The sequence below is a fragment of the Bacillus sp. 1780r2a1 genome (genome assembly GCA_024134725.1).
Taxonomy (GTDB): Bacteria; Bacillota; Bacilli; order Bacillales; family Bacillaceae_H; genus Priestia; species Priestia aryabhattai_A.
This window is the reverse complement of record CP099863.1, coordinates 2825028-2838979: the sequence shown is the minus strand read 5'-3', so window position 1 is coordinate 2838979 and position 13952 is coordinate 2825028. Positions and strand designations below refer to the sequence as shown.

The 13952-nt window shown below is 37.6% G+C and carries 12 protein-coding genes; 11 read left to right on the top strand and 1 reads right to left on the bottom strand.

Annotated features, from left to right (window positions below):
• The first annotated feature begins 5 nt into the window (after positions 1-5).
• The 9 genes from NIZ91_14255 (at position 6) to NIZ91_14215 (ending at position 10709) form a co-directional block, all read left to right on the top strand.
• The gene (locus tag NIZ91_14255; protein ID USY53909.1) at positions 6-1247 is read left to right on the top strand and encodes an ABC transporter substrate-binding protein; all 1242 of its coding nucleotides are present in this window, start codon (positions 6-8) and stop codon (positions 1245-1247) included.
• Between the two features lie 93 nt (positions 1248-1340).
• Entirely contained in the window at positions 1341-2183 is an 843-nt protein-coding gene (locus NIZ91_14250; GenBank protein ID USY57176.1) for a sugar ABC transporter permease, read from the top strand.
• Positions 2184-2195: 12 nt separating this feature from the next.
• Positions 2196-3023, top strand: a complete 828-nt coding sequence (locus NIZ91_14245) for a carbohydrate ABC transporter permease (GenBank protein ID USY53908.1) — start codon at positions 2196-2198, stop codon at positions 3021-3023.
• A 174-nt stretch (positions 3024-3197) separates the two neighbouring features.
• A complete protein-coding gene (gene murQ / locus NIZ91_14240) occupies positions 3198-4103 on the top strand; it encodes an N-acetylmuramic acid 6-phosphate etherase (GenBank protein USY53907.1) in 906 nt (301 codons plus the stop codon).
• A gap of 16 nt (positions 4104-4119) precedes the next feature.
• Positions 4120-4977, top strand: coding sequence for a MurR/RpiR family transcriptional regulator (locus NIZ91_14235; GenBank protein USY53906.1), 858 nt, complete (start codon positions 4120-4122; stop codon positions 4975-4977).
• A 52-nt stretch (positions 4978-5029) separates the two neighbouring features.
• Positions 5030-6391: a PTS transporter subunit EIIC gene (locus NIZ91_14230; protein ID USY53905.1), complete on the top strand. Its 1362-nt coding sequence runs from the start codon at positions 5030-5032 to the stop codon at positions 6389-6391.
• Complete coding sequence (locus NIZ91_14225) at positions 6388-7401, top strand: MupG family TIM beta-alpha barrel fold protein (protein USY53904.1); 1014 nt, start codon at positions 6388-6390, stop codon at positions 7399-7401. The genes NIZ91_14230 and NIZ91_14225 overlap by 4 nt, the downstream gene beginning before the upstream one ends.
• A gap of 107 nt (positions 7402-7508) precedes the next feature.
• Positions 7509-8762, top strand: coding sequence for a DUF1343 domain-containing protein (locus NIZ91_14220; GenBank protein ID USY53903.1), 1254 nt, complete (start codon positions 7509-7511; stop codon positions 8760-8762).
• 21 nt (positions 8763-8783) lie between these two features.
• Positions 8784-10709, top strand: coding sequence for a glycoside hydrolase family 3 protein (locus NIZ91_14215; GenBank protein ID USY53902.1), 1926 nt, complete (start codon positions 8784-8786; stop codon positions 10707-10709).
• Positions 10710-10722: 13 nt separating this feature from the next.
• On the opposite strand, the gene NIZ91_14210 is transcribed toward NIZ91_14215, so the two are convergent.
• The gene (locus NIZ91_14210) at positions 10723-11628 is read right to left on the bottom strand and encodes a TetR/AcrR family transcriptional regulator (protein USY53901.1); all 906 of its coding nucleotides are present in this window, start codon (positions 11626-11628) and stop codon (positions 10723-10725) included.
• A gap of 189 nt (positions 11629-11817) precedes the next feature.
• On the opposite strand from NIZ91_14210, the gene NIZ91_14205 reads away from it, so the two are divergent.
• Together NIZ91_14205 and NIZ91_14200 are read left to right on the top strand one after the other, a co-directional pair.
• Entirely contained in the window at positions 11818-13311 is a 1494-nt protein-coding gene (locus tag NIZ91_14205) for a DHA2 family efflux MFS transporter permease subunit (protein ID USY53900.1), read from the top strand.
• Positions 13312-13416: 105 nt separating this feature from the next.
• Positions 13417-13950: a GNAT family N-acetyltransferase gene (locus NIZ91_14200; protein ID USY53899.1), complete on the top strand. Its 534-nt coding sequence runs from the start codon at positions 13417-13419 to the stop codon at positions 13948-13950.
• The last annotated feature ends 2 nt before the right edge of the window (positions 13951-13952 follow it).

The following is a 13952-nucleotide window of genomic DNA, read 5'->3' as shown; positions in this document are numbered from 1 at the left end:
GGTTGATGAGCTATAAAAAGTGGTTAATGATGTTCAGCATACTTTTGGTTGTAGCCAGTACCGCTTTAGTAGGGTGTTCAAATGAAACCAAAAGCAGTGCTGAAAAAACCGAAGTGGTGTTAGCAGGATGGGGAGGAAATCCTGAAGAAATGCGATTATTGAAGCAAACAATCGCTGAATTTGAAAAGAAGCATCCAGAAATCTCTGTAAAACATGAAGTTATTACGGATCAGTACATGGATATTTTAAAAACACGTTTAATTGGAGGCAATGGACCTGATGTGTTTTATTTAGATGCGTTAGAAGCACCAGGCCTAATTGAAACGGGAATTATTGAAGACTTAACCCCTTACGTGAAGAAAGAATTTGATGTTGAAGACTTTGAAACCCCAATGTTGAAAGCGTTTCAAAAGGATGGTAAAACGTATGGATTTCCAAAAGATTATTCAACTTTAGCACTTTTTTATAATAAAAAGCTCTTTAAAGAAGCAGGGGTAGAAGTTCCAACAACCTGGGATGAGCTCATTGAAGTATCAAAGGTTTTTGAAAAACAAGGTATCAAAGGTCTAGGCGTATCGCCTGAGTTAGCGAGGCTTTTCTATATTGCTGAATCAAATGGTGGAGATGTTGTAAAAGATAACAAAGCTAATTTTGCAAGCAAAGAAGTAATCGATGCGCTACAACCTATTGTAGATCAGTATCAAAAGGATAAAACGTCTGTTCAGCCATCTGATGTTGGAGCTAATTCAGGTACTGATATGTTTGCTCAAGAAAAAGTGGCAATGGTAGTAGAAGGAAATTGGATGATTCCATTTCTTGATCAATCATTTCCGCATTTAGATTATGGTACAGCCGAAGTACCAACGGTGAATAAGAAACGAGGAACCATGGCTTTTGCAGTGGGATATGTGATGAATGCAGAATCCAAGCAAAAAGAGGCATCTTGGAAACTTATTGAATATTTAACAGGAAAAGAAGGGATGGAAATTTGGACAAGCAAAGGTTTTGCTTTACCAACAAGAAAGTCTGTTGCAGATAGACTGGGATATGCAAATGATGAAAAAAGAAAAGCACTTGTCGCTGGAGCTTCCTATGCAACTGTGTGGCAGGACGGTCCATACCTCCCTATCATCATGAACAATTTTAACAACCAATTTTTAAGTGCTCTTCTTGGACAAAGTGAGTTAAAAGAAGCGCTACAAAAAGCAGAAGAGCAGGCGAATAAAGAAATCAGTATCTACGAATAAAGCAAGCTCAACAATGGAGTGGATAAAATGAAAAAAGCTAAAAGACAAAAACAACAGTATAAGCTACGTGATATTGGGCAAGGCTACGGGTTCATGTCACCAACGCTTTTTGTATTATTGTTATTTGTAATTACTCCCATCTTCTATGCTATCTTTCTATCGTTAAATAAAGTCCAGCTACTAGGTGGTACTGAATTTAGCTTTCGAGGGCTAGAAAACTATATGAAGGTGTTAGAGGATGACAAAGCACATATTGCGCTTTGGAACACGCTGAAGTATGTAATTATTGTTGTACCTGCACAAACTATTTTAGCTTTAGTATTAGCAGCTACATTAAATGCAGGACTAAAAGCAGAGAAATTTTTTAGGATTATTTATTTTCTGCCAACGCTTACATCATCTGCGGTTTTAACGTTAATTTTTATGTGGATGTATAATCAAAACGGATTAGTTAATCAATCTTTAGCTATATTAGGACTTCCTACATACAACTGGTTGGGAAATCCTCAAGTAGCTCTTGTTGCAATCATGATTATGAATATTTGGGCAACGGCACCATTTTATATGGTTATTTACTTAGCAGCTTTACAAGATGTACCAGACTCTTTATACGAGGCAGCACAGCTTGATGGAGCCAATGCTTTTCAACGATTTTGGCATATTACCGTTCCAAATTTAAGGCCAATCACATCATTTGTAGTTATTATGGGTCTCATTGGAACATTTCAATTGTTTGATCAATCATTTATCTTCTCAGGAGGATCTGGAGGTCCAAATAACTCAACGCTTACTGTTGTTCTGTTAATTTATCAATATGCATTTAAAAACCTAGGAACGATGGGTTATGCAGCTGCTTTAGCATTTTTATTAGCGTTTGTTATTTTAATCGCGACATTAATTCAGCGTAAATTTTCAAAAGAAGAAAGCATGTATTAAGGAGGGGAAGATATGAAAAAGACCCAAAGTGCCTGGAAAGTTGTTGCTTATGTTGTTTTAACAGTATACGCGTTGATTACGTTAATACCTTTTATTTGGGCAATGTCAGCCTCTTTTAAAACATTAGAAGAAATTGTTTCAGGAACGATGAACTTTATACCAAAAGATTTTACTTTCGAAAATTACAAGCAAATTTTCATTGAACAAAAATTGTTCCCTCGTTGGTTGTTTAATAGTTTATTTATAGCTGTTGTTGGAACAGCTTTAAATTTATTGTTTAATTCGATGGCGGGATATGCACTTGCTAGGCTTAGCTTTCCTGGGAAAAAGAGCATATTTATGATAATTTTAGCTGTGCTTATGATCCCAGGACAGGTTACTATGATTCCCAATTTTTTAATTTTAAAAGAGCTTGGTTGGTTAAACACGTATCAGGGAATGATTGTACCGGCAATGGTAAATGCAACGTTTATCTTTATGATGCGACAATTTTTTATTAATTTTCCAAAAGAGCTTGAAGAAGCAGCGGAACTAGATGGGTTATCTAAATTTGGAACATTCTTTAAAGTCGTTCTTCCACTGGCCAAGCCGGCTCTAGCTGCTCAAGCAATTTTTGTGTTCATGGGCTTTTGGAATGATTTTATGCGACCTTTAATTGTGATGTCAGACACGGAGATGTTCACGCTAACCCTCGGTCTTAATACGTTCAAAGGTCAATATATTAGTTATTGGAATTATATTATGGCTGCGTCAATGGTCTTTACATTACCAATGTTATTGCTATATGCCTTTTTTAATAAATACTTTGTTAAAGGCATCTCGTTTACAGGCGGAAAATAAAGCTTTACTTAGAAGCATGTGCTGATTATTAGTTAGCGCATGTTTTTTTTGTGGAAAAGAGAAGGAAAAGTTCTAATTGAAATTTGATTTTAATAATATTAATTAGTTATTGAAATTTAATTTTAATAAAATTATAATGAATGTAAATTTAACTGTGTTACAGGAGGAAAAGTCATGGATAAAAATCTAACTATACTAACAACAGAATCTCGCAATGAACGCACAATGAATATCGATGTTGAAAACACAGCTGATATTTTACGCATTATGAACGAAGAAGATCAAAAGGTAGCTGCAGCTGTTAATGCGGTTTTACCAGATATTGAAGCAACTGTTGAATATGTTGTTCAGTCTTTAAAATCGGGTGGTCGACTCATTTATATTGGAGCTGGTACAAGTGGTCGATTAGGTGTTCTGGATGCTGTAGAGTGCCCTCCTACTTTTAGTACGGATCCATCTACTGTACAAGGAATTATGGCTGGAGGAGAAGGTGCATTTGTAAAAGCTGTTGAAGGAGCAGAAGACAGTGAAGAAGGTGGCGTGCAAGATTTACAAAGAATTGAATTAACAAGCGCTGATACAGTTATTGGGATCGCTGCTAGTGGAAGAACTCCGTATGTAATTGGAGCTTTGAAGTATGCGAAAAGTATTGGAGCGAAGGCCATTGCCTTATCATGTAATGAAAATGCAGCTATTTCACAAGTGGCAGATCGAGCAATAGAAGTCGTTGTAGGCCCTGAAATTTTAACAGGATCAACACGTTTAAAGTCCGCAACAGCTCATAAAATGATTTTAAACATGATTTCAACAGCTTCTATGATTAAACTTGGGAAAGCATATGAAAATTTAATGATTGACGTAAATGTCAGTAACTACAAGTTAAAAGAACGAGCGATTGGGATCATCGAAAAAGTAACTGCAGCTTCATATGAAGAAGCAAAAGCAGCGCTAGAAGAAGCCAATAATGAAGTGAAGACAGCCATTGTTATGATTAAAACGCAAGCAACAGTTGAAGAAGCGCGAACTCTTCTAGAAAAAAATGATGGATATGTTCGAAAAGCAATCCAACAAAGCAAGTGAAAAGGAGAGAGAAAAAATGGCGACAGGTGGATTAAGAATTATTCACGCTCTCCTTCCACAGCTACCAGCTTCTGAGAAGAAAATCGCCGAATATATTTTAGCTCAGCCTGAAGCCGTGATGGATTACACAGCTGGTGAACTAGGTTCATTAGCGGGTGCTAGCGGAGCTGCCGTTATTCGCCTTTGTAAATCGTTGGGTGTAAAGGGATTTCAAGACTTAAAGGTTCGGATAGCAGGAGACTTAAGCAAAAAGGTAGAGCAAGGGTACCGTGATATTACGCCTCATGATACGATACAATCTATTGTAAAAAAAACAACAATCAATAGTGTTCAAAGTATTAGTGATACTTCTGAGCTATTGCAGCACGAGGAGATTGAAAGAGCCGTTAGGGCTTTAAGCAAGGCAAAAACGATACACTTTTTTGGTGTTGGAGCTTCTCATATCATCGCCATGGATGCACAGCAGAAGTTTTTACGAGTAAATAAGGGAGCGACGGCCTTTACTGATGTTCATATAGTAGCGACTTTAATTGCAAACGCAGGAGCTGATGATGTTGTCGTAGGAATTTCTTTTTCAGGAGAAACGTCTGAGGTCATTAATATTTTATCCTTAGCGAAAAAGCAAGGTTTAACAACCATTAGCTTAACGAAGCAAGGTTTATCTGCAGTATCAGCCTTAACGGATATTTCACTGCATACTTCCTACACAAGAGAAGCGCCGTTTCGAAGTGCAGCTACCTCATCTAGGTTAGCTCAGTTGTACGTCATTGATACATTGTTTTTAGCTATGGCAAGTACTAAATACGATGAAACCGTTGAATATATAGATCGTACAAGAGATGCAATTCAATTTTTAAAGGATAAGCAAAAGTAAGGCTTTATACATCAAAACTTTGGAGAGCCAGTAAAACAAAGGGGGAGCTAGCATGTCAACAGAAAATAAAGTGTTAGCAAAATCAATATTAGAAAATCTCGGAGGCGCTAGTAATATTAACGAGTATACGCATTGTATGACGCGCTTAAGAGTAAAAGTAATAGATTCGAGTCTAGTAAACTTGGACGCTATTAAGCGTATAGATGGTGTATTGGGCGTCGTAGAAGAAGAGACGCTTCAAATTATTTTGGGTCCAGGAAAAGTTACGGTGGTAACAGAAGCATTTGGTCAGCTGATAGATGAAGCTGGAGGGCTAGATTTAAGCGAAAGAGCTGCTCAAAAGAAGAGTGAACTAAAAGCAAAAAATCAAACACCGTTTAAGTTGTTTTTACGAAGAATTGCAAGTATTTTTATTCCATTAATTCCAGCTCTTGTAGCTTCTGGATTAATTACGGGAATTACAAAGTCAGTTGTGCAGGCGGAGTGGTTAGCAGCAGATTCACAGCTGGCTTTAATTCTAACAGCCATTGGAAGCGGTTTATTTGCGTATTTAGGTATCTTAGTTGGAATTAATGCAGCAAAAGAGTTTGGTGGATCTCCAGCTTTAGGAGGTCTGGCTGGCATCTTAGTTATTAATCCAGCGGTGGGAGACATTCAACTTTTTGGAGAAGCGTTATTACCGGGTCGAGGCGGTTTAATTGGCGTATTGTTTGCAGCTATTTTCATTGCAATTGTTGAGAAAAAAGTTCGACCGTTTGTACCTCAATCTTTAGATATTATTGTAACACCTACTGTAGCTCTTCTTGTTACAGGAGTTGTCACATATATTGTTTTTATGCCTCTTGGAGGATTCATTTCAGACTTAATTACAAAAGGATTACTGAGCGTGCTTGATCTTGGAGGAATTGTGGCTGGCTTTGTTCTAGGAGCAGCATTCTTGCCACTTGTTGTAACAGGACTACACCAAGGATTAACGCCTGTTCATTTAGAACTAATCAACTCAATTGGGGATGATCCTTTGCTACCTATTCTTGCGATGGGTGGAGCTGGTCAAGTCGGGGCGGCCTTTGCGATTTATGCAAAGACAAAGAAAAAGCGTTTGAAACGAGCTATTGGTGGAGCGTTACCTTCAGGAATGCTGGGTATTGGAGAACCACTTATCTTTGGAGTGACGTTACCATTAGGTCGACCGTTTTTAACAGCTTGTTTAGGTGCTGGAGTTGGAGGTGCTTTCCAAGCATACTTTAATATTGCAACAGTTGCAGTAGGGGTTTCTGGATTACCGCTAACCTTCCTGGTTCATGCACAGCAAATCGTTTTATATTTAGTTGGGCTATTGATTGCATATATAGCAGGATTTTTATTCACATACGGATTTGGATTTAAAGATGAAATGGCAGGAGAGTTCGATTGATAGGTATTTCTTTTTATTTAAATGATCAATTTGCTGAACAGAGAATTATAGAAGCAAGTAAAAGTGGAGTGAAGCGAGCGTTTACCTCGCTTCACATTCCTGAGGAAACAGGTCATCTTGCTCAAAGAGCTAAATATTTACTGCAAGTAGCAAAGAAACATCAAATGGAAGTTTATGCTGATGTTTCTAAACATACACCTACTCATCTGCAGATTCACCAGTTGGAAGATTTGGCTTCCTTGGGCGTGACGGGTATTCGATTAGACGACGGGTTTGAGGTAGAGGATATTGTTCGTCTTTCTCAATTTTTTAAGTTGGCTCTTAATGCCAGTACGGTGTCAGAAAGTTTTCTTAACGCGCTGTTTACAGCGGGCATAGAAGCTAATCAGCTAGTGGGATGGCACAATTTTTATCCAAGGCGTGAAACAGGATTGGATGAAGTGTTTTTTCAACAGCAAAATCGTATGTTTTTTCAATATCAGATTCCCGTTGTTGCGTTTGTGGCGGGTCAAAAAGAAAAACGAGGACCTTTGTTTGAAGGATTACCTACTTTAGAACAGCATCGTACAGTAAACATGCTGTTAGCAGCAGTTCGTCTAGTTGAAGAAGGGATTAGCAATATTTATATTGGAGATCCTGAATTCGATGAAAGAATATTGAATGCGTTAGATGATTGGAATAAGTATAAGATATTAAATCTTCGTATGTTGACAGAAACGCTGCCAGCGTGTACATACCGACTACGTCCGGATCGCTCACGAGATGTTGTGCGGTTACAAGGAACGCGTACAAGTGAGGTTATAAATCCAATTCAAACGGTTAGTCGAACGCGAGGAACTATTACAATGGACAATGAACGTTACGGGAGGTACCAAGGTGAGGTCCATGTTGTTTTGAATGACTTACCGGCTGATGATCGGGTCAACGTAATAGGGAAAATCCATCCAGAAGATATAGAATTATTAGAACTTGCTCAGCAAGCTTATAGTCTCAGATTGATAAAAGAATAAAAGATTTTCATTTGCAAAACCTAATGGGTATCCTTTTTAGACATTTTATACTCTGCAGCATGAGAAGGAGCCATTTCACACAATAAACGAAATGGAGCGGATTATAAATGAAGAGATGGTCAATGGGAGTTTTAATAGCTGTTCTTTTATTTAGTATAGCAGTACCTTATTTTACTTCATCCAGTGAAGCAAAAGGTCCTGGGAAGAAACAACAGTTTAAGTTAGGTGTTGAAGTTCTTTTAGAAGATGAGTTGAAACTTCTAGAAGGAAAAAAAGTAGGACTCATTACAAATCCAACAGGTGTTAATCAAGAGCTTAAAAGTATTGTTGATATTTTTAATGAACATAAAGCTTTTGACCTTGTCTCCTTATATGGACCGGAACACGGAGTAAGGGGAGATGCTCAAGCTGGTCAGCACGTAGAATTCTATATCGATCAAAAAACGGGGCTTCCTGTGTACAGTCTGTATGGTCCAACTAAAAAGCCAACTCCTGAAATGTTAAAGGGTGTAGAAGTTCTGGTTTTTGATATTCAAGATGTAGGTACGCGCTTTTACACTTATATTTATACAATGGCTTACGCAATGGAAGCTGCAAAAGAAAATAATATTCCTATCGTTGTTTTAGATCGACCGAATCCCTTAGGTGGTGAGAAGATAGAAGGACCGGTTTTACAAGCAGAGTATGCTTCCTTTGTCGGCATGTATCCAATTCCAATTCGTCACGGCATGACAGTAGGTGAATTGGCACAGTTATTTAATCAAGAGTTCAATATTGGAGCTGATTTAAAAGTAGTCAAAATGCAAGGCTGGAAACGATCAATGACCGCAAAGGATTTACCTACAGAATGGATTGCTCCTTCACCTAACATGCCAACAGCAGACACAGCCATTGTATATCCGGGAGCTTCGTTAATTGAAGGGACAAATGTTTCAGAGGGAAGAGGAACAACTAAGCCGTTTGAAACAATTGGAGCACCGTTTATTAACGGAAGTGATCTGGCTGAAGAACTCAATAAACTTGCACTTCCAGGCGTTACGTTCCGTCCATCTTATTTCACACCTTCTTTCTCTAAGCATAGCGGTAAACTTTCAGGAGGAATTGAAATCCATGTAAGTAATGAATCAACATATGAACCTGTGAAAACAGGGGTAGCAATTGTAAAGACTATTCACGATTTGTACCCAGATCACTTTGCGTTTAACGCTGGAAATAAACCATTCTTTGATTTACTAACAGGCAATAATTTAGTTCGACAAGGCATTGAAAATGGAAAATCAATTCAAGACATTGTTGCAGAATGGAAGCCGGAGCTAAGCGAATTTCAAAAGTTGAGAAAAGGATATTTGCTGTATAAATAAAATAAAGAGGAGAGCGATCTCATGAAAAAGGTAATCTGTGCAGGACTTGTAGCAGCTTTAGCCACCTCAATCTTTATTCCTTTTAAGGCTCCTTTAGTATCAGCAAAAGAAGTGAGTGATGCTAAAAGAATTGTTTCAGAAATGACGCTAGAAGAAAAAGTTGGTCAAATGCTGATGCCAGATTTTCGTAACTGGAAGAAGCAAGGGGAAAAAACGGCTGTAGGATTTACTGAAATGAACGATGAAGTAGGAAGTATTATAAAGAAATACCATCTTGGCGGCGTGATTTTGTTTGCAGAAAATGTGGTAGATACTGAACAAACAGTTCGATTAGTTAACGGCCTGCAAAATGCCAGCGAAGATATTCCTCTTCTCATTACAATTGATCAAGAGGGCGGAATTGTTACAAGGCTGCAGTCGGGAACCAACTTGCCAGGAAATATGGCACTTGGTGCTACTAGAAGCGAACAAAATGCATACAAAACTGGAGAGATTATCGGTAAAGAGCTGTCTTCTTTGGGGGTTAACGTAAACTTTTCACCGACGCTTGACGTAAATAATAACCCAGGAAACCCGGTAATTGGTGTTCGGTCATTTAGTTCAGATCCACAGTTAGTAGCAAAGTTAGGTGTTCAAACAATTAAAGGGTTGCAAAAACAAAATATCGCAACGGCAGCCAAGCATTTCCCAGGACATGGAGATACCGCTGTAGATAGTCACTATGGTTTACCAGTTGTACCACATGATAAAAAGCGCTTAGACGAAGTGGAGCTTTATCCGTTTAAAGAAGCGATGAATGCAGGTGTAGACATGATTATGACGGCGCACCTACAATTTCCTGCTCTTGATGACACAACATATACAAGTAAAAAAGATGGTCAACAAATTATGGTTCCAGCTACTTTGTCAAAAGGAATTATAACCGACCTTTTACGGGAAGAGCTTGGATACAATGGAATTGTGGTTACAGATGCATTGAATATGAAAGCTATTTCGGATAATTTTGGTCAAGAAGAGGCTGTTATTATGGCTATTAATGCTGGTGTAGATATTGCACTTATGCCTGCTCAAGTCAACTCTATTGAAATGGAAAAAAATTTAGAAGATGTTTATAATGGAGTAATAAATGCAGTCCATAGTGGAGAAATTCCAATGGCTGAGATTAATGACTCAGCTGAACGAATTATAGATTTAAAAATAAAGCGAGGAATTTACGAAGCAACTGATCACAACGTAGATGAACAAGTGGAAAATGCTTTAAGCGTAGTAGGAAACAAAGAGCACCTAAAAGCAGAAGAAAAAATAGCAGAAGAAGCGGTGACATTACTAAAAAATGATAAGCGTACTTTGCCATTTAAGCCTAAAAAGCATGAAAAAGTACTGGTAGTTGCACCTTTCAAAGACCAAACGGATGCAATGGCGCGAACAATTCAAGAGTTAGTAGATAAAAAGCACATTAAGTCAGTAGAAGTGGAACGCTTAGAATTCGAGAATAAGGCGTTTACAGAAGAAACTAAAGAAAAGATAAATGAAGCTGATTATGTTATTACAAGTTCATATGTAGTAAAAAATGATCCAGCAGTGAACGATGGGGTAATCGATGACGCAGTTCAAGATTCATCCAAATGGGCAACAGCTTTCCCAAGAGCTGTTATGAACTATAGCCAATCACAGGGTAAAAAGTTTGTATTGATGAGTGTGCGAAATCCTTATGATGTAGCAAACTTTGAGGAAGCAAATGCTGTTTTGGCGGTCTACGGTTTTAAAGGATTCACAAATGGACGCTATCGTCAGCCAAATATTCCAGCGGGTGTTAAAACCATTTTTGGGGTTGCTAATCCAAAAGGGAAGCTTCCCGTAGCCATTCCTTCTGTCATTAATAAAGGAGAGACGCTATACCCGTTTGGTTCAGGATTAAATATTAAAAATAACAAGCCTTTAAAATAAACAAAAGAGCTACCTACATAGGTGGCTCTTTTTGTTCTTCAATTAGGAGATCAATAAGCTCTTCTAAACGTTTAAACTCGTCTGATGTACCTACTACTGTTTTGCTTAAAGAATACAAAGTACTGCTAATGACAAAGGAGCGTAATTTAGGTTGACGAATCAGCTCTTCTTGTAAGAAGGTTAGTAGTTCAAGAATTTTTGGCTTATCTACATCATTAGCGTCTTCTGCTTCTTTCGTTACTAATAAGATAGATGCCCGAATCTTTTGTTCAGTTGTTTGAGGAGAATGATTGTGAAAAGGAACCCACTGTGTTAGTAAGTCAGGATCAAAAAGCATTTCTTGGTTAGTAGAAACGTCTTTCACTAGATGAACTAATCGATTAACCGTATAGCGAATGATTTTAGGTGCGTTAATTTGGTTATGATGTGCCATAACGCTGTAGTGAAAGTTACGGTGTAGAAGTCCTAAAAACATAATGGCGCAGTCCAGTAAATAAGCTTTTTTGTCTGAGCCAAACAAGTCAATTAATCGATTATAAAGCCAGTGTAATTCGTAAAGCTGAGCTTGTTTAAAATGCTCCTTTAGCTCAGCGTTATTTGAAAAGAAAATCTCTTCAAATAGTGTAAACAATTGATTTTGATGATGCATTTGTACTTGAAGTTCAATTTGCTTAATGAATATATCTAAGTCTGAACGGTTTTGGCCAATTAAAAATTCATTTCTTTTGGTTTCTAACTCATTATAAACGGACTCGAAAATTTTAATGACTAGCTCATTCTTAGACGAAAAGTAATTATAAAACGTGCCTTTTGAAATTCCACTATCTTCAACGATATCTTGTATAGATGTTGCTTGGAATCCTTTTTCAACAAAGAGCTTATGAGCACTCTTTAGCATCAATTCTTGTTTTTTATTCATTTTATCACCTGCAATAAAAGTGTACTACCTGTCTATTTATTTATGATACAAGAGAAAAAGCGTTTACACAAACTCTTTTAAAATAAGGGCTTTTTTTTGTTGCAAAAAGTGGACTGAAGGTATAATATACAATATGTAAACTGATGGTATAAAAAAATATACTAATGGTTTAATGAGAGGAGGAACTTTATGCAAACTACAAAAAAACCACCATATGGAATTATTGGTATTTTACTTATAGGAGCATTTATTTCATTACTTAATGAGACATTATTAAACATTGCTTTACCATCCATAAAAAATGAATTAGGAGTAACAACATCAACCGTTCAGTGGCTAACGACAGGTTATATGCTTGTCAATGGTATCATGATTCCAACCACTGCTTTTTTAATTCAACGATACTCGGTCCGCAGCTTGTTTTTAACAGCGATGGCTCTTTTTACAACGGGTACAATAGTAGCTGGGGTAGCACCGGAATTTGGAGTATTGTTAGCTGCTCGTGTTATTCAAGCATCGGGAGCAGCTATTATGATGCCGCTATTAATGAATGTGCTGTTAACGAGCTTTCCAATTGAAAAGCGCGGGGGAGCAATGGGTATTTTTGGATTGGTGATGATTTTTGCACCTGCAATCGGCCCAACTCTTTCAGGATGGTTAATTGAACATTATGACTGGAGAATGCTATTTCACGTTGTAACGCCAATTGCAGTTATTGTTCTTGTGTTAGCATTTTTCTTGTTGAAAGATCAAAAGGAAAAGGTAGATATTCAGTTAGATAAGCTTTCTTTAATTCTTTCTGTATTTGGATTTGGGGGGTTACTGTACGGATTTAGTTCAGCTGGAGACAAAGGATGGGGATCACTAGAAGTATACGGAACAATCATCGTTGGAGTGATTGGGTTAGTCCTATTTATTACTCGTCAATTTAAGCTTGAAAAGCCAATGCTAGAGTTTCGTATCTTTAAATATCCAATGTTTGCATTGTCATCTGCCATTTCAATTGTTATTACGATGGCATTGTTCTCTGCAATGCTATTGCTTCCAATGTACGTACAGAGTGCTCGAGGGATTTCGCCTTTAGATTCAGGACTCTTGTTATTACCAGGAGCCTTAGTCATGGGGATTATGTCTCCAATTACTGGGAAGCTGTTTGATAAATTTGGTGCACGCGTACTAGCTGTAATTGGGCTAGCTATCACAGGTATTACGACGTATATGTTTAGTCAGTTATCGTTAACAACTACGTATACGGAGTTAATTATTCTATATACGGCTCGTATGTTCGGTATGTCAATGGTTATGATGCCAATTATGACAAATGGGTTAAATCAGCTTCCGCAGCAGTTTAATCCACATGGCACAGCGATGAATAATACATTACAACAAGTGTCAGGAGCTATTGGTTCGGCTTTACTTGTAACAGTTATGTCTAACCGCACAGAATTTCATGCAGAAGAATTAGCGAAAGAAGCAATGAGTAATGGAGTGGTTGCACCAACGGCTGATTTGCAACAGCAAATTGGACTACAGGCAATGGTTGAAGGAATTAATGATTCATTTTTAATTTCATCGATACTTATAGTGGTGGCATTAATTTTATCTCTCTTTATGAAGCGCGTGACAGTTAGCGGAGTTAAACAAGATCAACAAGCTGTTAAAAGAGAACAGTTTGCTAAATAAAATGAAAAAGGTAAGGTTCATTTATAAGTGAACCTTACCTTTTTTTATGAATGTGTTCATTGTATAGTGAAAAAAGTATGATGAGTATTGAAAGGAGGAGGAGTTATGGGGCAACCTCTTCAAGGTGAACGGATTTGCCTAATTCCAATCCAACTTGCGCACGCACCGGAGCTTTTTAAAATATGGTCTAATCCAAAAATAACTGAATTCATGAATATTGATCCTTTTTGTGATGAAAAGCAAGCAGGGGAAATGATTGTGTATCTAAAGAATCTCGCGAAGGAACAAAAAGCGCTACGCTATACGATCTTTCATAAAGAGCAAGCAAAAATTATGGGTTCATGCGGGTTTAATCAAATTGATACTCATAATCAGCATGGAGAGATTGGTTATGAACTAGACGAAGCGTTCTGGAGACAAGGGTATGGTTCAGAGGTAGTTGAACAATTAGTTAATCATGGTTTTTCGTACCTTCATATGGTTAGAATATCGGCTAAAGTAGAAGCAGCAAATAAAGCTTCGATTCATGTATTAGAGAAGAATCGCTTTCAATATGAAGGGACCTTGCGAAAAGCTGAAAAGTCAAAAGGAACGTTTATTGATTTATGCATGTATGCCCGACTCAAACATGATCAATAAAA